This is a genomic window from Staphylococcus gallinarum (genome assembly GCF_000875895.1).
In the GTDB taxonomy this organism is placed as follows: domain Bacteria; phylum Bacillota; class Bacilli; order Staphylococcales; family Staphylococcaceae; genus Staphylococcus; species Staphylococcus gallinarum.
The window spans coordinates 293,062-311,872 of the sequence record NZ_JXCF01000003.1; the positions used below are offsets into that span (position 1 = coordinate 293,062).

Annotated in this window: 19 protein-coding genes; 10 read left to right on the forward strand and 9 right to left on the reverse strand. The window is 32.3% G+C overall.

What is annotated here, in order from left to right; all coding sequences use genetic code 11:
* Positions 1-124 precede the first annotated feature (124 nt).
* The 5 genes from nrdF (at position 125) to SH09_RS03365 (ending at position 5,645) form a co-directional block, all read left to right on the forward strand.
* Positions 125-1,093, forward strand: coding sequence for a class 1b ribonucleoside-diphosphate reductase subunit beta (gene nrdF / locus SH09_RS03345; protein WP_042738205.1), 969 nt, complete (start codon positions 125-127; stop codon positions 1,091-1,093).
* A gap of 686 nt (positions 1,094-1,779) precedes the next feature.
* Complete coding sequence (locus SH09_RS03350; protein ID WP_042738206.1) at positions 1,780-2,748, forward strand: ABC transporter permease; 969 nt, start codon at positions 1,780-1,782, stop codon at positions 2,746-2,748.
* Positions 2,738-3,697, forward strand: coding sequence for an iron chelate uptake ABC transporter family permease subunit (locus SH09_RS03355; protein WP_042738207.1), 960 nt, complete (start codon positions 2,738-2,740; stop codon positions 3,695-3,697). Before SH09_RS03350 ends, SH09_RS03355 begins: the two co-directional genes overlap by 11 nt.
* The gene (locus SH09_RS03360) at positions 3,694-4,494 is read left to right on the forward strand and encodes an iron ABC transporter ATP-binding protein (protein WP_042738208.1); all 801 of its coding nucleotides are present in this window, start codon (positions 3,694-3,696) and stop codon (positions 4,492-4,494) included. The genes SH09_RS03355 and SH09_RS03360 overlap by 4 nt, the downstream gene beginning before the upstream one ends.
* Before the next feature lie 110 nt (positions 4,495-4,604).
* Positions 4,605-5,645, forward strand: coding sequence for a ferrated catecholamine ABC transporter substrate-binding lipoprotein SstD (locus tag SH09_RS03365; RefSeq protein ID WP_042738209.1), 1,041 nt, complete (start codon positions 4,605-4,607; stop codon positions 5,643-5,645).
* 184 nt (positions 5,646-5,829) lie between these two features.
* On the opposite strand, the gene SH09_RS03370 is transcribed toward SH09_RS03365, so the two are convergent.
* Positions 5,830-6,342, reverse strand: coding sequence for a transposase (locus SH09_RS03370; protein WP_042738210.1), 513 nt, complete (start codon positions 6,340-6,342; stop codon positions 5,830-5,832).
* Positions 6,343-6,693: 351 nt separating this feature from the next.
* Between SH09_RS03370 and SH09_RS03375 the strand changes: the two genes are divergently transcribed.
* Entirely contained in the window at positions 6,694-7,020 is a 327-nt protein-coding gene (locus SH09_RS03375; protein WP_042738211.1) for a PH domain-containing protein, read from the forward strand.
* Positions 7,021-7,099: 79 nt separating this feature from the next.
* Here SH09_RS03375 and SH09_RS03380 read toward each other — a convergent pair whose 3' ends face one another.
* From SH09_RS03380 to SH09_RS03390, 3 genes are all read right to left on the reverse strand, one after another.
* A complete protein-coding gene (locus tag SH09_RS03380) occupies positions 7,100-7,414 on the reverse strand; it encodes a CHY zinc finger protein (RefSeq protein ID WP_042738212.1) in 315 nt (104 codons plus the stop codon).
* Between the two features lie 16 nt (positions 7,415-7,430).
* Positions 7,431-8,351, reverse strand: coding sequence for a UDP-N-acetylmuramate dehydrogenase (gene murB, locus SH09_RS03385; protein ID WP_042738213.1), 921 nt, complete (start codon positions 8,349-8,351; stop codon positions 7,431-7,433).
* Between the two features lie 164 nt (positions 8,352-8,515).
* Entirely contained in the window at positions 8,516-9,040 is a 525-nt protein-coding gene (locus tag SH09_RS03390) for a GrpB family protein (RefSeq protein ID WP_042738214.1), read from the reverse strand.
* A gap of 126 nt (positions 9,041-9,166) precedes the next feature.
* Here SH09_RS03390 and SH09_RS03395 point away from each other — a divergent pair, with 126 nt between their 5' ends.
* The 3 genes from SH09_RS03395 to SH09_RS03405 all read left to right on the forward strand — a co-directional run bounded on the left by SH09_RS03395 (position 9,167) and on the right by SH09_RS03405 (position 12,015).
* A complete protein-coding gene (locus tag SH09_RS03395; protein ID WP_042738215.1) occupies positions 9,167-10,054 on the forward strand; it encodes an EMYY motif lipoprotein in 888 nt (295 codons plus the stop codon).
* A gap of 158 nt (positions 10,055-10,212) precedes the next feature.
* On the forward strand, positions 10,213-10,533 hold the full coding sequence (gene ytxJ, locus SH09_RS03400; RefSeq protein WP_042738216.1) for a bacillithiol system redox-active protein YtxJ: 321 nt from the start codon (positions 10,213-10,215) through the stop codon (positions 10,531-10,533).
* A 357-nt stretch (positions 10,534-10,890) separates the two neighbouring features.
* Positions 10,891-12,015 carry a glycerate kinase gene (locus SH09_RS03405; RefSeq protein ID WP_042738217.1) on the forward strand — a complete coding sequence of 375 codons (1,125 nt, stop codon included), beginning with the start codon at positions 10,891-10,893 and terminating at the stop codon, positions 12,013-12,015.
* A 255-nt stretch (positions 12,016-12,270) separates the two neighbouring features.
* On the opposite strand, the gene pepT is transcribed toward SH09_RS03405, so the two are convergent.
* The 4 genes from pepT to gdpS all read right to left on the reverse strand — a co-directional run bounded on the left by pepT (position 12,271) and on the right by gdpS (position 16,307).
* The gene (pepT, locus tag SH09_RS03410; protein ID WP_042738218.1) at positions 12,271-13,503 is read right to left on the reverse strand and encodes a peptidase T; all 1,233 of its coding nucleotides are present in this window, start codon (positions 13,501-13,503) and stop codon (positions 12,271-12,273) included.
* Positions 13,504-13,515: 12 nt separating this feature from the next.
* Positions 13,516-14,016, reverse strand: coding sequence for a threonine/serine exporter family protein (locus tag SH09_RS03415; protein WP_371664234.1), 501 nt, complete (start codon positions 14,014-14,016; stop codon positions 13,516-13,518).
* 15 nt (positions 14,017-14,031) lie between these two features.
* On the reverse strand, positions 14,032-14,793 hold the full coding sequence (locus SH09_RS03420; protein ID WP_042738219.1) for a threonine/serine exporter family protein: 762 nt from the start codon (positions 14,791-14,793) through the stop codon (positions 14,032-14,034).
* 443 nt (positions 14,794-15,236) lie between these two features.
* Entirely contained in the window at positions 15,237-16,307 is a 1,071-nt protein-coding gene (gdpS, locus tag SH09_RS03425; protein ID WP_042738220.1) for a GGDEF domain-containing protein GdpS, read from the reverse strand.
* Between the two features lie 402 nt (positions 16,308-16,709).
* On the opposite strand from gdpS, the gene SH09_RS03430 reads away from it, so the two are divergent.
* Positions 16,710-17,759 (forward strand): glycosyltransferase family 4 protein, encoded by a 1,050-nt coding sequence (locus SH09_RS03430; protein WP_042738221.1) that lies wholly within the window; start codon positions 16,710-16,712, stop codon positions 17,757-17,759.
* Positions 17,760-18,065: 306 nt separating this feature from the next.
* Here SH09_RS03430 and SH09_RS03435 read toward each other — a convergent pair whose 3' ends face one another.
* Positions 18,066-18,707, reverse strand: coding sequence for a YigZ family protein (locus tag SH09_RS03435; RefSeq protein ID WP_042738222.1), 642 nt, complete (start codon positions 18,705-18,707; stop codon positions 18,066-18,068).
* Positions 18,708-18,811 lie beyond the last annotated feature (104 nt).

Genomic DNA, 18,811 nt, shown 5'->3' on the forward strand with positions numbered 1-18,811 from the left:
TATTAGGGCGGTAAGAGGGTCTTAATATATTAACGATTTAGCTGTTAACTTTGTGTGCTTATGTTGTCACTGTAAATAATCGCTATTTAAATAAATTTATACTGGAATAGGAGACATTATCTAAATGAAAGCAGTCAATTGGAATACTCAAGAAGACATGACAAATATGTTTTGGCGACAAAATATTTCACAAATGTGGGTAGAAACGGAATTCAAAGTTTCTAAGGATATAGCAAGTTGGAAGACGTTAACAGATGCAGAAAAAAATGCTTTTAAAAAAGCGTTAGCTGGTTTAACTGGTTTGGATACACATCAAGCAGATGATGGTATGCCACTTATCATGTTACATACAACAGATTTACGTAAAAAAGCTGTATATTCTTTCATGGCAATGATGGAACAAATTCATGCTAAAAGTTATTCTCATATTTTTACGACATTACTTCCCTCAAGCGAAACAAACTACTTATTAGATAAATGGGTTATTGAAGAACCTCATTTAAAATATAAATCAGATAAAATTATCGAAAACTACCATAAATTATGGGGCAAAGAAGCTTCAATCTATGATCAATATATTGCACGTGTATCAAGTGTATTCTTAGAAACATTCTTATTCTACTCAGGTTTCTATTATCCTCTATATCTTGCTGGGCAAGGTAGAATGACAACGTCTGGTGAAATTATTCGTAAAATCTTACTTGATGAATCAATACATGGTGTGTTTACTGGAATGGATGCACAAAGTTTAAGAAACGAGTTATCAGAAAGTGAAAAGCAACAAGCTGATCAAGAAATGTATAAATTATTAGATGATTTATATAAAAATGAAGTGTCTTATACACATTCACTATATGATGAAATTGGTTTATCTGAAGATGTATTGAATTATGTTCGATACAACGGTAATAAAGCATTATCAAACCTTGGATTTGAACCATACTTTGAAGAAAGAGAGTTCAATCCAATTATCGAGAATGCTTTAGATACATCAACTAAAAACCATGATTTCTTCTCTGTTAAAGGTGACGGTTACACACTTGCATTGAATGTTGAAGCATTGACAGATGAAGATTTTATCTTTGAGGATTAATCTTTTTTGCTAAGTAATTAAATATATCAGTGATTATCGATGCATATTGTTATTGAAGTGGTGATGTGTTTAAGATAATTATTGTTATAGTAAAATATTAAGAAAAAAGCTTCGCTCTAAGTAGAGTGAAGCTTTTTTAGTTATTACTTCGTATTGTTGGCTTACTTTCTTAGAGGACAGATTCAGCCTATGGTCTTCAGTTTGTCCTGTTCCCTCGGGAGTCCGCCAAAACACTGTCACAAAAACTATAAAGGATAATCTAGAGAAATACTCTATAAAAAGCAGTATACAAAGATGCTAACCCCTTTAATTGTAAACTATATAAAAAGACTCGATTAGACTACACGTATTCTGTATTGTACAGGAAATAGGTTGTCTAATTTTTTGAATTCGCTTAACAGTGTGGAGTTACTGTATTCACTTGCTAAAGATAGTGACAATTATTATCTACTCTTGCAACAACTAATGTATAAATAAACCTAGCCACTTAATTTAAATATAATCAAATGAAAATAATAAATTAATATGTTTAGCTCTATAAATTATTTTAACAAATAAGTAAAATTTTCGATTGCTATTGAATTTAACTAGGAACGTGGTAAAATTTTTATATATACAGTGATAATGATTATCATAACCAATAAGAATTGGGAGCAATTAAATAGAAGGGATTTAGGGAAGGCATTATGAAATTTTTACTTAAAGGTACAGTGTTGTTTACTGTTTTAGTTATTTTAACCATCCTTTCTTTGTTTATAGGTGTCAGCAAAGTTTCGATAACTGATATTTTTCATTTAACAAATGAGCAAAAGAATATCATTGTTTCAAGTAGAATACCTAGGACAGTGAGTATTTTAATATCTGGAAGTACGTTAGCGCTTGCAGGTTTAATTATGCAACAAATGATGCAAAATAAATTTGTTTCTCCTACAACTGCAGGAACAATGGAGTGGGCGAAGTTAGGAATTTTGATATCATTGATTTTTTTCCCGCAAGAGAATATTTTAATTAAATTATCTTTTGCTGTCGTACTTAGTATTTTAGGTACTTTTATGTTTGTTAAATTAGTTCAATTTATACAATTTAAGGATGTCATTTTTATTCCGTTGTTAGGTATTATGCTCGGTGGTATAGTATCAAGTTTTTCAACTTTTATTGCGCTTAGAACAAATGCTGTTCAAAGTATTGGCAACTGGTTAAACGGCAATTTTGCAATTATAACAACAGGAAGGTATGAAATATTATACTTAAGCATTCCGCTACTGTTACTTACATATATCTTTGCAAATCATTTTACAATTGCAGGCATGGGGAAGGATTTTAGTAATAATTTAGGTGTGAATTATGAAAAAATAATCAACATCGGTTTATTTATTACTGCGACTATTACTGCATTAGTTGTTGTGACGGTTGGTACATTACCATTTTTGGGACTTATCGTTCCTAATATCGTTTCTATCTTTAGAGGGGATCATTTGAAAAATGCACTTCCACATACAGCAATGTTAGGAGCAATATTTGTGATGTTTTCAGATATTATTGGCAGAATTGTCGTCTATCCGTATGAAATCAATATTGGTTTAACGATTGGTGTATTCGGCACTGTTATATTCTTAATCTTGCTAATGAAAGGAAGACACCAACATGCAAATTAGTGCAAAGAATAAATTATTGATACTTATTGCTTTAACTGTGATTGTGGGCGTCATTTATTCAATCGTAGGCATTGATTTTGAAATTTTTCAATATCAATTCTCAAGTAGATTAAGGAAGTTAATCTTGATGATACTTGTCGGTGGAGCAATTGCTGCTTCAGTAGTCATCTTTCAAGCCATTACGACCAATCGGTTGTTAACACCCTCGATTATGGGGTTAGATGCGGTTTATATGTTTGTTAAGGTGCTGTTAGTTTTTGCTTTTGGTGTGCAATCTGTATTAGTTACGAATCTGTATCTCAATTTTATAATTACTTTGGTCGTCATGGTGGTATTTTCGTTACTACTTTTCCAAGGTATATTTAAAATTGGAGACGTTTCAGTTTATTTTATATTATTAGTAGGTGTGATTTTAGGGACATTTTTCAAAAGTATCACAGGATTTCTTGAATTAATTATTAATCCAGAGGACTATTTAGCGGTTCAAAGTGCGATGTTTGCTAATTTTGACGCATCAAATAGTAAGCTTGTCACCCTTTGTGGCATTATACTTATTGTCTTAATTATTGTCACTGTACTATTAATTCCATATCTAGACGTATTGTTATTAGGTAGAGATCAAGCCATTAATCTTGGTGTATCTTATAAAACATTAACACGATTACTGTTAATCCTTGTTGCTATTCTTGTATCAATTTCAACAGCACTTGTAGGACCAATTACATTTCTTGGTTTGTTAACAGTCAACTTAGCACATGAAATGATGAGAACGTATGAACATAAATATATTTTACCGGCAACAATCTGTATTAGTTGGTTGAGTTTATTTATTGCGCAAGCAGTAGTCGAAAATCTCTTTGAAGCGACAACACAAGTAAGTATTATTATCGATTTAATTGGTGGTAGTTACTTTATTTACTTATTAATTAAAAGGAGGAATGCAAATTGATACGTGTGTCAGGACTTAATAAAACAATTCAAGATAAGCCTATTTTAAAGAATATCAATGTTGATATCCAAAAAGGGAAGCTCACATCGATGATTGGACCAAATGGTGCTGGTAAGAGTACTTTATTAGGTGCGATTACACGATTGATGGACTTTGAAGAAGGACAGATAGAGATTGAAGGGCGTTCGATTAATGATTTTAAAAGTAATGAACTTGCCAAGAAACTATCTATTTTAAAGCAAAGTAATCATACAGAGTTGAATATTACTGTTGAACAGTTAGTTAACTTTGGTAGATTTCCGCATTGTAAGGGCCACTTGAAAAAGGAAGATAAGGATCAAGTTGAATATGCATTAGAATTACTTCAATTACAGGAAATTAGACATCGTTATCTTAAGACACTTTCAGGTGGACAACGACAACGTGCATATGTCGCAATGACAATTGCACAAGATACAGATTATATCTTGTTGGATGAACCATTAAACAACCTCGATATGAAGCACTCTGTTCAAATCATGCAAACGTTACGTCAACTTGCTAAAAAGTTGAATAAGACCATTGTCATTGTGATACATGATATTAATTTTGCATCTTGTTACTCAGATGACATTATCGCGTTAAAACATGGTGAATTAGTGAAAGCGAGTGATAAGGACGAAGTCATTCAAACGGATGTGTTACGACAACTTTATGATATGGATGTGAAAATCGAAGAAATACGTGGACAACGGATCTGTGTTTACTTCGATGAGTCTACAGAGGAAGAAGCACTGTCTTTAGTAGAATCCATTTAAATCTAAGATGTCTTTGTCCTAAACATTGAAGGGAGTGATGCAAACGTAGCGTTACTTTTAAAACGTGGGATAGATTGGGTATTAAACAAAAATTGGAGGAATGAAACACCATGAAAAAATATGCTTTAGTCTTAGTTATAGGTTTAATGTTTTTATTAGCAGCATGTGGTAATAGTGGGTCTGGATCTGATGATAAAAAATCAGAAAGCAAGGACACTAAAGATACAGTGAAAATTGAAAATAATTATAAAGCAAGTGGCGAAAAACGAGATGGTAGCGATGCTAAAACGGTAAAAGAAACTGTAGAAGTACCGAAGAATCCTAAAAAGGCTGTAGTTTTTGACTATGGAACTTTAGACACAATGAAAGAACTTGGCTTAGCAGACAAAGTTAAAGCTGTGCCTAAAGGTGAAGGTGGTAAATCATTACCAGATTTCTTAAGTGATTTTAAAGATGAAAAATACTTAAATACTGGTAGTCTGAAAGAAGTTAATTATGATAAAGTAGCTGCTGCTAAACCTGACGTTATATACATATCTGGTCGTACGGCTAATCAGAAAAACTTAGATGAATTTAAGAAAGCAGCACCAGATGCAAAAGTGGTTTATGTAGGTGTAGATAACAAAAATGAAGTTAATTCATTAAAAGAAAATGCTGAAAAACTTGGTAAAATTTACGATAAAGAAAGCGAAGTTAAATCTTTAAATAAAAAATTAGATGATAAAATCGCTGAAGTAAAAGATAAAACGAAAGACATGAAAGACGAAAAAGCAATGTTCTTACTAGTTAATGAAGGTGAATTATCTACTTATGGTGCTGGTGATCGTTTTGGTTCATTAATCTTCAATACAATGGGCTTCACTGCTGCTGATGATAATATTAAAGGAAGTACACACGGACAAAACGTAACAAATGAATATATTGCTGAGAAAAATCCAGCAATTATCTTTGCAATGGACCGCGGACAAGCAATCGGTGGTAAATCAACAGCGAAACAAGCTTTAGGCAATGATGTAATTAAAAATGTAGATGCAGTAAAACATAATAAAGTCTATGAACTAGATCCTAAATTATGGTACTTTGCAAGTGGTTCTACTACAACTGCCATTAAACAAATGGATGAAGTTGAAAAAGCATTAGACAAAAAATAATTAACATCTAGAGTGGGGAAATGTTAGTTAAAATGATGTAAATGCATTGTCTAGATATGAAATTCGTACTGTTAATAAAGTAACTGAATTTATTCTATACGTATCGAATTTGATTGTAGATAATCATAAGACCTAAAAGGTTGGGATTTAGATCCTAGAATGAAAGAGTCTGGAACATTAGTTTTCAGACTAAAATGAAATCGATAATTTTTACTGTGAAAATGTAAAAATTATCGATTTTTCTATTATTATCAAATTGATTATCACTTAGTGTTATTATTTTACTTATATTGATAGCTAATAATGCTAATCCGAGTTCATGTTTTATCCTTGTTATTTCTCGAAGTGACATGCGAGTAAATCCACAAATAGCCTTTAATAATACAAAAACAGCTTCTATCTCAATTTTATTTTGATTGTAGAATCTTTGTATTTCTGGTTCTAAAAGCTGTTGATTTATTTTAGTTTTGAAAGATTCCCAATTATAATTCCTCAAAACTTTTTTATTAGTCTCCGAATTATGTTTGCTATATCGGTTGGGGTGTGGACACCCTGAACAATCATCACATTCGTCTAATTTGAAACCTCTTTTAAAATCATAGTCATTATTTTTGTAGTAATTACATATAAGAACTTCGTATTGTTTGCGAGACACTTGAGTGAGTAGGGTGAGTGTCGACATCAAGGATTGAGCCATCCCCCTAGGTAAGCGAGCAATAACAATACTGAGTATCGATAACAATAACAAGCCCATCAAAAATCTTTACTGGGTTTAATGCTAGGTATTTATGTTCTAGATTCGTTACTGTACTTTGTATTATTGATAAGATCATTTGAATCTAGACATGAGAATGACAATGTTTATTTAGGTATTTTGCAACAAACATACGTAAATATAGTGTCTTTTAAATAACCTGGGATTAAAGTAGAATTGTGTTATTTTAGAAATGGAAAGGGTAAATGGTTTATAAACACTAAATTAAGGTGACGTTTCTAGCTTTAATGTTAAAAGGAAACTGAGTAATTACATTAGAACAGAGGTGCAATGATGATATTAGATAAAGTGAATCCTAATGATTTATATCCAACAGAAGAGCAAGGTCCTACTGTATTAGGGACGATTGAGTATAATATGCATGGTACTTCAGAATTCGAAGGTGCCTTTATTGCGACAAATGAGCGATTGATTTTAAATGTAGATATGAATGGTGAATTTTATTATAGAAGTATTGCTTATAATGAAATTGAACAGATTGAAGCACACGACGATAGTATTCAATTTGTCTTTAATGTGGGACCAATGCCAATAAAAGAACTACAAAAGGGTGATATCCAAACTTTTGTGGATTATGTTAAGTCACAAATGCCTTCATAAATAATTAAGAAGAATGAAATATTCATATTAAGAAACCAGACCTTTCCGGGATTTGAAAAGGTCTGGTTTTTATTATGCATTAAATAGCAAAGTAAAGATGATAGTGATATTTACAACGATTGTTAAAATGCGCATTACATTCTGGACAAGCCTCAATCATCATATATTCGTTAATTGTCATTTCGTGTTTACAAACACCACACAAAATTGCACGTTGATTAAATTCGTCTGATTCCCATCGCTTTATAGGATGTGATTCGCTTTCGTTATGGCATTTATAGCATGGATAGTATTTATCGCAACATTTAAATTTAATTGAAATAATGTCTAAAGGCGTTTGATAATGTGTGCATCTGCCTTCGCTATCTACCGTTGGACCATAAATATTAACCATTGTATCTGTCTCCTAACTAGTCTTGCGGATGCTCTCCGATAATTCGTACTTCTGGATGTAACTCCACATCGAATTTTTCTTTAACGACCTTTTGTACATAATGTATTAAATCTTCGTAGTCTGTGGCGGTACCTTTATCAACATTAACCATAAAGCCAGCATGCTTTGTTGAAACCTCAACTCCACCAATGCGATGACCTTGTAAGTCTGAATCTTGTATTAGTTTTCCTGCAAAGTGTCCAGGTGGGCGTTGGAATACACTACCACATGAAGGATATTCTAATGGTTGTTTTGTTTCTCGGCGTTCAGTTAAATCATCCATCTTCGATTGAATGTCTTCTTTATGACCCGGTTCAAGTGTAAAAGCAGCTTCCAAAACTACAAGGTGTTGTTTCTGAACAATACTATTTCGATAATCTAATTCTAATTCATGCTTAGTTAAGGTGATTAATTCTCCCTTTTCGTTTACACAAAGAGCATAATCAATACAATCCTTTACTTCGCCTCCATAGGCGCCCGCATTCATAAATACAGCACCACCAATAGAACCCGGAATGCCACATGCAAACTCTAAACCAGTTAAACTATAATCCCTTGCAGTGCGTGAAACATCAATGATTGCAGCACCACTTCCAGAAATAATAGCATCATCTGAAACTTCAATATAATCGAGTGAAAGTAAGCTGATAACAATCCCTCTTATGCCGCCTTCACGAATAATAATATTTGATCCATTACCTAAATAAGTAACAGGAATATCATTGGAATAAGCAAAGTGCACAATCGCTTGCACTTGTTGATGTGTGGTTGGTGATAAGTAGTAATCTGCTTGACCACCAGTTTCTGTATATGTATAGCGCTTTAAAGGTTCATCAATCTTTATTATATCTTTAGGTACAATTGCTTCTAATTCCTTTAAGATGTCATCTTTATGCAATGTATTGTACGTCCTTTCCTAGTGAATTCATTTATACATTATAGCAATATTTGTGGGTATTTGCTAAATAGTATGCTAGTTAATCACAAAACTTATACATCTATTAAAATTTGAGTTGATTATACCATGTCTGTATGAAAAGTGAACGTAAAAACCGATTCAAATTAATCTGTATGTATTTGCTTTAATAATTTAGAGAATAACTGTTGCTTTTGATTCTCATATGCACGAATTGTAGGTGCATGTTGAGCAATATTTTGTTTAGCATTTCCAAAAGTTTGCGCTGCTGATGGATTATTTTCTAAATACTTTGTACTTAATAAGTAATCATTATATAGCGTAGAATCCTTTTGGATAATATGTAGACGGGCGATTTGCTTTAAATCAATAAGGTTATTAAATTGAGCCATGACCACTTTCTTTTTATATGGATGATGTAAACGATAGAAGCCAGCATAATTCAGTCGTTTTTCATCTAAAGATGTTATGTCATGTAAATTATCTACTCCTACAAGAATGTCTAAGATAGGTTCGGTAGGATAATTAAAATGTTTCGTACCACCAATATGGTGCGTTGATTTTACGGGCGTATCTAAAAGGTTAAATAAAGTTGTACTAAGCGTTTCATACTGCTGTGCAAAATCAATGTTTTTATCCTCAATGATAAAATTTTGTACTTGAGAATACATTAAGTTGAGCGCTCCTTTTATTCTGATTTTATTCTTGTTAAACTGTAAATTCTGAAATAATATATCACATATCATTTTCAAGTTAAATAAGTTTCTGTATAATACGGAATAATAAGGAGTGCAGAAATGAAAAGAATACTTTGCATCGTTTTATTACTTAGTATATCAATCATATTGACGTCATGTAGTCATAAATGGTCTTCTGAATTTAGAGATTTTAACAAATCATTGAATGATGTTAAAAATAAAGGGAAGAATGTAGAAGAAGCAATGGACAGTATCCAACTTAAACGTTTGGATGATTTAAGTAAAACAGACACCACTGATAAGAATAAGCAAGAGTTTAATGATTTACAAAATAAAATAAATAGTAAGGTTATTCCTAAAATGGATGCATATGAAAAGGCAGCGAAACATTTACCTGCTAAATCTGCTGAAACCAAAGCGCTTAAATCTGAATACCTAGAGGTTGTTCAAGATAAGAAAAAAGCACTAAATCAAACAAAAAAGTTTGTCGATTTATATAATCAATCTATAAAGGCTAATGAAGACATATTAGATTATACGAAATTATTTGAGAAGAATCGTTCGCAGGTTGAGGCAAATATGAAAAAAGCTAAAAAAGCTGGCGCAACATCAGATGTGAAATATTTTGAGGAAAAATTAGAAGAAAATAATAAAGCATTAAAATCAACTGTAGATGATGGTTTTGATTCTTCGGATCCTCAAAAGGTAAAAAAATTAATTAACGATGATATTATGCCGCTGATTACTAAGGAAATTAGAGATTTAAATAAAACAGAAATCACTAGTGGTTACGTCAATGATGCGCGTAAAAATGCAATAGAAATGTACTATAGTTTACAAAATTATTATGAAACAAGAGAAGAAACGATAGAAATAAGTGAAAAAATAGAGAAAATGGATATCGATGCATTACCTAAAGAGGGGAAAGACCTAGAACGTTATGATAAAGCGTTTAACAAGAAGTATAAAAAAATTAAAGATAGTTAAAACGAGATAATATTTTTGATTAGTTATAAGAATTTAAATAAACGGTTAACAACAAAAAGGTAATTGTGTATAATTGGAAACGATGATATGTTAATATCGTGGCACTTTCACACAATTTGGAACTTATTGTGTGTTAAATATTTTTAGAGGTGAATAGAATGGCTATAAAGCTGAGTTCGATTGACCAGTTTGAACAAGTTATTGAAGAAAATAGTTATGTATTTGTACTGAAACATAGTGAAACTTGTCCTATTTCAGCAGATGCATTTGATCAATTTAACAAATTTTTATATGAACGAGATATGGATGGATACTATTTAGTCGTTCAACAAGAACGTGAATTATCTAACTATATTGAAGAGAAGACAAATGTAAAGCACGAATCGCCACAAGCATTTTACTTTGTGAAGGGACAAGCGGTTTGGAATGCAGATCACGAAAATATCAATGTAAGTTCTTTAGCAAATGCTGAAGAATAATAAACTTAAAAATTAGCACAAGCGCTTGTAGTATGTTTCTAATATGGAAACCTATCACAAGCGCTTATTTTATCTTTTAATGTGAAAAAAATGATAATGACATGTATAATGTAAAAATGAATGGGAAATTATAGCTTGCGATATGATAGTGCGCCAAATTATAGCACTTAAATTTTGTAGCTATATCATTTCGTGAGTGGGAAGCGTGCCACATGTGTATAAAAACAGCATGTAGTGACGACATTAAGTCGTTTGTGACTCACTAACTATTTTTGAATTGTACTATGTATTGAAATAAATAATGCTTAAATTAGTATATAGTAATTGTTGTTAATATAAATATTTTGAGGTGACAAGATGAAAGTATTAGTGGCGATGGATGAATTTAATGGTATTATTTCAAGTTACCAAGCGAATAGATATGTGGAAGAAGCGGTAGCGAGCCAGATTGAACGTGCAGATATCGTTCAAGTACCATTATTTAATGGTCGTCATGAGTTAATGGATTCTGTATTTTTATGGCAATCGGGAACGAAATACAGAATTATGACACATGATGCAGATATGAATAAAGTAGAAGCTGTTTATGGTATTACGGATAATGATGTAACTGTCATTGAAGGGAATTTATTTTTAAAAGGGACTAAACCAATCAATCAACGTACGAGTTATGGTTTAGGAGAGCTTATCGTAGATGCTTTGGAAAATCATGCTAAACATATCATTATTTCATTAGGTGGTATTGATAGTTTTGATGGTGGTGCGGGTATGTTGCAAGCACTAGGTATGAAGTTTTACGATGATGAAGCAAATGAAGTCGATGTCACTGAAGGAACGCGTGTATTGAAATATATTCGAAAAATAGACGCTTCTGGGTTACATCCACAACTTAAAGATGTCAGGTTACAATTGATGTCAGATTTTGACAGTAAATTGTATGGTAAGGAAAGTGAAATTATTCAACTTCACGAGCAATTAGGTCTTGAGCGAAACGATGCGGCAGAAATTGATAACTTGATTTGGTATTTAAGTGAAATATTTAAAAGTGAAATGAAACTCGCGCTTGGTCCTATTGCTAAAGGTGGTGCAGGTGGTGGTATTGCAGCTGTACTTCATGCTTTATATGATGCTGAGATTATGACTAGTCATGAGTTGGTTGACCAAATTACGCACTTGGAATCGCTGATAGCACAAGCTGATTTAGTAATATTTGGCGAGGGTGTAAGTGAAGAAGACCGTTTATTAGAAACGACGACGATTCGTATTGCGGAATTAGCGACGAAGCATCATAAACCATCAATTGCGATATGTGCGACTGACGATAAGTTTGATTTATTTGAATCAATGGGTGTTACATCTATGTTTAATACGTTTATTCAAATGCCAAAGTATTTTACTGATTTTAAAATGGGAATTCAAATCAGACATTATGCTGTTCAAGCTATTAAGCTATTAAAAACAGATTTTGATTCGACAAAATAAATTAGAATAAAGTTTATGTTATGTTCGTAGAATGCGATTAATTCAGCATATTATTAATAAATAGTATATGGATCCGGGACTTTAGTCTTTCAGACTAAAAAATAAAATCGATGATTTTTACTGTGAAATTGTAAAAATCATCGATTTTTCTGTCCATAATCTTTTACGACTAGCTACATTCTTTGTTTTCTCTATCGAATGTGATAAGTGATAATCATAATAACCTAACGATTGACCTGAATACTCCTAGATAAATTATTGTTCGTATGTGTTAACGACTTCTTGTACAATACCAATTATTACATCGATTGCCTTTTCCATAACATCAATTGAGGCATATTCATATGGGCCATGGAAGTTAGCACAACCAGTAAAAATATTAGGTGTTGGTAAGCCCATATACGAGAGTTGTGATCCATCTGTACCGCCACGTATAGGTTCTGTATTAGGCTCGATACCAAGATTTGCGAAAACACGTTTTGGGATATCAATAACGTGTGGGTTTTCGGCAATTTTTTCACCCATATTATAATATTGATCATTGATTTCTATTTCGATTGGATCATCTTGATAATGTGTGTTGATATCTTCTTTAATTTCGAGCAGACGTTTTTTACGTAATTCAAATTGTTCGCGATCATGATCTCGAATAATATATTGTAACGTTGTTTTCTCTACATCACCATTAAATTTCATCAAATGATAAAATCCTTCATAACCTTCTGTACGTTCAGGGACTTCTTGTTGTGGTAATAAGGCATTGAATTGTTGGCCGAGTAATATAGCATTAATAAGAGTGTTTTTGGCAGAACCAGGGTGTACGTTCACACCATGACATGTGATCTTCGCTTCTGCAGCATTAAAACTTTCATATTGTAATTCTCCATACTCACTACCATCCATCGTATAAGCGAAATCAGCATTGAAACGTTCCACATCAAATGCGTGAGGTCCCTTACCGATTTCTTCATCAGGAGTAAAGGCGATACGAATATCACCGTGTTTGATTTCTGGATGTTCAGTAAGGTATTTTACTGCTTCCATAATTTCCACAACACCAGCTTTATCATCTGCACCTAATAAAGATGTACCGTCAGTTATCATCAATGTATGTCCTTCGACTTGCTTTAAGCCAGGGAAGACATCTTGTGATAATTCACGTGTTGTATCGCCCAATTTAATAGTATTGCCATCATAATTTTCGATTATTTGTGGATTTACATTTGTAGCATTAAAATCTGGTGACGTATCAACATGTGCTAAAAAGCTTACGGTCGGTAAATCCGCTTCGACATTACTTGCTAAGGTTGCAAATAAATAACCATTGTCATCTAATTCAGTTTCTAAACCTAAATCTGTTAACTCTTGTTGTAATAAATTTAATAGATTCCACTGCTTTTCAGTAGATGGTGTTGTATTTGATTCAGGATCAGATTGTGTATCAATAATGACGTATTTTGTTAAACGATCGATTATATCTTTTTTCATAGTTAACACCTCTTAAGCTCTGTTGTTCATATTATAAGATTTTTTATATATCTTACCATTCATTTTACCAAAATATTGTTTGATGCGTGTATAGAGATAATAAATTATTTCAGCACATAATATTCCAAAGGCAATGGCACCTGAAATTAATGTCACTTCTAGGAATGTGTTAACTGCGTGTGTGTATTGATTACTGACTAAAAAGCGTGTCGCTTCATATGCTAATCCACCAGGCACAAGTGGGATGATACCTGGAACAATAAAGATAATGACAGGTCTCTTGTAACGTCGACTCATCACATGACTCATTAAGGCTAAGATAAAGCTACCTAAAAATGATGCCATAACTTTACCTAAATCTAAATCAACCGTTAATTTGTAAATAAACCATCCCATAGCGCCAACAAAACCACATGCTAACAATAAGCGTCGTGGTGCATTAAAGATAATAGAAAAAAGCATTGTAGCTAAATAACTAATAACAAATTGGAGAAGACAATATATCAAGACCATTTTACTGCTCCTTTCTTAAAATAGTAATAGGACAATTGCAACGCCTGCACCAATTGCAAAAGATGTGAGGGCAGCTTCGACGCCACGAGACATCCCGGCAAGTAACTCACCAGCCATTAAGTCACGAATGGCATTCGTAATTAATATTCCTGGTACTAATGGCATAACACCAGCAATAGTGATAATATCTTGGTTTTGTGCCCATCCTATATGTGTAAAAAATGCTGCAATTGTTATAACTACTGCGGCACTAATAAATTCTGAAAAGAACTTGATTTGAATAAAGCGTTGCACGAAGTCAAAGGTCAAGAAAGCACCGGCTCCTGCCAATATTGCATAAATAAAGTCATGCATAACGCCTCCAAACATAAAGAGAAAGAATCCACAAGCAATTGCTGCAGCAAAGAATTTTGTTATAGATGAAAATTGTAACGAAGCATGGTGTAAGTGAATGAGTTCTGACTTTGCTTCATCGATATCCAGTTGTTTGCTAGCAATTTTACGTGAGAGACTATTGGTTAATGCAATTTTCTCCAAATCCGTCGTACGCTCACGAATACGTATGAGTCGCGTATTAGTACGATTGTTTAGTGAAAATATAATAGCTGTGGAAGTGACAAAACTATATGTATCATCTAATCCATAACTTGCAGCAATACGATTCATCGTATCTTCTACGCGATAAGTTTCAGCGCCACTCTCCAATAATATTCTCCCAGCTATGAGTACTACATCGATAACTTTATCTTCATCAATGATTGTAATCGACTCTGACATAGATGATTCACCCCCATAATTGTAGTTTATAGAACAATTGAAAGTTTACAGTGTACAATTAGAACTTTCAATAGCAATGATTATTCCGTCATCATTTTTTAATATTTCTTATTAATTGAGAACGTAATAAATAGGCTAAAATATAAATAATTGTGCAATCACCATAAACTATTTGCTGTAATGTTACTAAAATAGGTGATGCTCTATTTTAAGTAATAATGTTAGTGTCATTTATTAGCTGGCTATTTTTAAAATGATGACAACTGTGTCTTATATCATATTATAAAGTCAACGACGCGCAATAAAAAAGATGATCACTGCGTTTAATACGTCAGTAATCATCTTATATAGATGTGTCCTAATGTTATTGAATAAAAGTAATAAGACTTGTTGCAATTAAATTTGAATAGTACGAACAGTACTACATGATTAAATAGGTTGTATTAAAGTTTTACAATAGGGTTAAACATGACTTGATTTCTGCCTTCATTCTTAGCCATGTGTAACATATCGTTTGCAACTTTAAAGACCTTTCGTTGTGACTTATAATCTTCTTGTGTTAAATAACCAACACCAATTGAGACAGACAATTTAATAACTTCTTTATTTGGTAAATGGAATGTGGATTGTTCTACGCCTGCACGTATACTTTCACCTAACTTTACACATTGATCCAAAGTATAGTCGTTTAAGACAATTGAAAATTCTTCGCCACCATTACGAAAAATATTAAATTGTTGAGGGACATAGTTTTTCAATAGCTGTGCTATTTGTCTAAGGACAGCATCACCAGATTGATGTGAATAAGTATCGTTAACATCTTTAAAGCCATCAATATCGATTAACAATAATCCTAGGCTTTCGTTATTTGTTTCGGCAATACGTGTCACTTCGTTTAAATGTCTATCAAATTCCTTTACATTGCCTAAGCCAGTTAAGTAATCTAGCTTATCTTCATTCTCATAGCGATTAACTAACGAGAAGAAATGCCACATATCTACAAAAGTAAATGAAGAGGCAATTGATAACACATAAGATAGCGGAATAAGATAAAGCACTTCTTTAAATTCATAATATGGACTTATTAACGACAATATTGCAAAAATAATTAAAGCAATCGCATTCAAAATTTGAATGGATATAATATCATTTTGCTTTAAAAATGGACCAACTGCGCCTACAATAATAGCTATGACTACAAGTATAACTGCAGCTATCACCGTATCATTGCCTAATAAGACATTAATCAATGCCACGATAATTGCTGATAACACAGTGTAGAAAGTGTTCGTAAAGCGTCCTAGAAATAAAATAGGAACAAATGTTAAGTACAACGAATATTCATTAAAGATCGTTACTGGATAGGCCGATAATAATAATGCAACAATTGTCATTAATACAGTTACATATTCTTTAGAAAACACCATGTTTCGATTTTCGGAATATTGTAATCGATGGAACAAATAGATTCCTGCTACAATAACTGAAATATTGTAAATAATTGCTTCGAACATTTTATTTTACGCTCCTTTTGAATAACCCTTAGTTATTGTAAGTGAAAACTTACATTTTGTCATCAATATGTAAACAGAAAGTTATAACAATCACTATAATTTCATGTTAAAATATTTGTTTGAGGAAATAACTAAATAATAATTCGCTTATTATATAAAAATATTAACTATTTTGTACATTTAGTAGTCATTATCTCATTACCATTTGTATATGTAAAAGCGAATCATGTATGATAGAGTTAAGTGATTTATAGAATATAATTTGCTCAATACATTATGCTGTTATAAATATATTATACGTTGAATACATAATGAACTAGTGAATTTATTATTATAAAGAATAACTCATTTACTAAAATTTAAATCTAAATAATTTTGAATTATTTTATTGAAGGTGAACTGATGTATACGTTATTATTAATCATTTTTTCAATGATTGTCAGTTTAATACTCACACCAATTATCATAAAGGTGTCCCATAAATTAGGTATTGTAGATAAACCTAATTTCAGAAAGATTCATACAAAACCTGTTTCTGTTCTTGGCGGAACTACAATCTTGTTATCTTTTTTATTAGGAATATGGTTAGGGCACCCAATTGAAACGGAAGTTAAACCTTTGGTTATTGGTGCAGTGTTAATGTATTTAGTAGGATTGATAGACGACATCTACGATTTGAAGCCGGTATTGAAATTGTTAGGTCAAATTATTGCAGCATTAGTAGTAGTATATTATGGTGTGACAATTGATTTTATTTCATTGCCAATTGGTCCGACCATTCATTTCGGAATCTTAGCTATTCCAATTACGGTGATTTGGATAGTCGCAATTACAAATGCGATTAATTTAATTGATGGTCTTGATGGTTTGGCATCAGGTGTTTCGATGATTGCATTAATTACAATAGGTTTTATAGCAATTTTGCAGGCAAATGTTTTTATTATTATGATTTGTAGTGTCTTAATTGGTTCACTGCTCGGATTTTTATGTTTTAATTTCCATCCTGCAAAAATATTCTTAGGAGATAGTGGTGCCTTGTTAATTGGATTTATAGTTGGGTTCTTGTCACTACTTGGTTTTAAAAATATTACATTTGTATCGCTATTCTTCCCAATTGTTATATTAGCAGTACCATTTATCGATACATTATTTGCGATGATTAGACGTGTGAAAAAGGGTCAACATATTATGCAAGCTGATAAATCGCACTTACATCACAAATTATTGAATTTAGGATACACGCATCGACAAACTGTCATGTTAATTTATTCGATAGCATTATTGTTCAGTTTGTCGAGTATCATCTTGTATCTATCTCAACCATGGGGTGTCTTGATGATGTTAATCTTGATACTGATAACAATAGAATTAATTGTAGAGTTTACGGGATTGATAGACGATGATTATAGACCATTATTGAAATTAATAGAAAATAAGGAAAAGCATGATTAATTGCTGATCAAATAAGACCTATTCGGCTAAGTCGAATAGGTCTTATTTTTAGCACTGTAGCAAGTTAAAATAGAATGAATATCTTTGAGTTTTTAATAAGAAATAAATTATTAAGTGTTTGTAATCGAGCTAATATAACTATAAGACTGGTTGAAAACGAGCAATGCCATCTGACGCTACTCTTTGAAATGTTTTCTCTTTAATAGACTACATGACGAAGGACAATATAAATATTAAAATTCGTCTATTTGTATACAAATAGACGAATTTGCTGATGTTGATTGTATGTCTAGTAAAGTATTGAGGCTACGCAGTTTCGATATCAAATGGTAAAAGTACGATATCATCCTGTGTTAAATCATAATTACCAGATGTATTGCGGTTTAAAAAGGCGATAAAGTCATCATAATCGGTAGCTACTACATCGATTTGATAACTCACCTTGTCTGTATAGACAGTATCTCTCAAGAAGAAGGGAGTCGTTTCAAGTTCATACTCAAATTTACCAGTTAAATCGTAACCAATACTGACCGTAGTTGGGATGGCTGGCCTTAATTGTACACGTCCTACATCATAAATCACATCTCTAACGGCACCACTATATGCGCGGATTAAACCGCCACCACCGAGTTTTATACCACCAAAATAGCGTGTAACCACAACACAGGCATTGTGTATGTCTAATTTTTTTAAGATTTCTAACATTGGTATACCTGCTGTACCACTTGGTTCACCGTCATCGTTGGCCTTTTGTATATTCATCTGATCACCAACGGTATAAGCTGAACAGTTGTGTGTCGCTTCTTTATGTTCTTTCTTGATATGTTCAATAAAGTCCTTTGCTTCTTGTTCGGAAGCAACAGGTTGAATATGTGCAATAAAACGTGATTTGTTAATTACATTCTCTATTGTATGTGCACGTTTAATTGTAATAATTGATTCTCCCAATATTTTGCCCTCCAATAAAAACGACGTAAATTATATATGTTATTTATTATACGTGTTAGTCAATTTATATATAGTATACACTGAAATGAAGCCTGTATTAAATG

Bases quoted from the DNA above. Each gene is read 5' to 3' on its own strand.
- SH09_RS03365 (WP_042738209.1), top strand. From the start codon at position 4,605: ATGAAAAAATATGCTTTAGTCTTAGTTATAGGTTTAATGTTTTTATTA.
- SH09_RS03370 (WP_042738210.1), bottom strand. From the start codon at position 6,342: ATGGCTCAATCCTTGATGTCGACACTCACCCTACTCACTCAAGTGTCT.
- SH09_RS03395 (WP_042738215.1), top strand. From the start codon at position 9,167: ATGAAAAGAATACTTTGCATCGTTTTATTACTTAGTATATCAATCATA.
- pepT (WP_042738218.1), bottom strand. From the start codon at position 13,503: ATGAAAAAAGATATAATCGATCGTTTAACAAAATACGTCATTATTGAT.
- SH09_RS03415 (WP_371664234.1), bottom strand. From the start codon at position 14,016: ATGGTCTTGATATATTGTCTTCTCCAATTTGTTATTAGTTATTTAGCT.
- SH09_RS03405 (WP_042738217.1), top strand. From the start codon at position 10,891: ATGAAAGTATTAGTGGCGATGGATGAATTTAATGGTATTATTTCAAGT.
- SH09_RS03380 (WP_042738212.1), bottom strand. From the start codon at position 7,414: ATGGTTAATATTTATGGTCCAACGGTAGATAGCGAAGGCAGATGCACA.
- SH09_RS03420 (WP_042738219.1), bottom strand. From the start codon at position 14,793: ATGTCAGAGTCGATTACAATCATTGATGAAGATAAAGTTATCGATGTA.
- SH09_RS03375 (WP_042738211.1), top strand. From the start codon at position 6,694: ATGATATTAGATAAAGTGAATCCTAATGATTTATATCCAACAGAAGAG.
- gdpS (WP_042738220.1), bottom strand. From the start codon at position 16,307: ATGTTCGAAGCAATTATTTACAATATTTCAGTTATTGTAGCAGGAATC.
- SH09_RS03430 (WP_042738221.1), top strand. From the start codon at position 16,710: ATGTATACGTTATTATTAATCATTTTTTCAATGATTGTCAGTTTAATA.
- SH09_RS03390 (WP_042738214.1), bottom strand. From the start codon at position 9,040: ATGTATTCTCAAGTACAAAATTTTATCATTGAGGATAAAAACATTGAT.
- SH09_RS03350 (WP_042738206.1), top strand. From the start codon at position 1,780: ATGAAATTTTTACTTAAAGGTACAGTGTTGTTTACTGTTTTAGTTATT.
- SH09_RS03355 (WP_042738207.1), top strand. From the start codon at position 2,738: ATGCAAATTAGTGCAAAGAATAAATTATTGATACTTATTGCTTTAACT.
- nrdF (WP_042738205.1), top strand. From the start codon at position 125: ATGAAAGCAGTCAATTGGAATACTCAAGAAGACATGACAAATATGTTT.
- ytxJ (WP_042738216.1), top strand. From the start codon at position 10,213: ATGGCTATAAAGCTGAGTTCGATTGACCAGTTTGAACAAGTTATTGAA.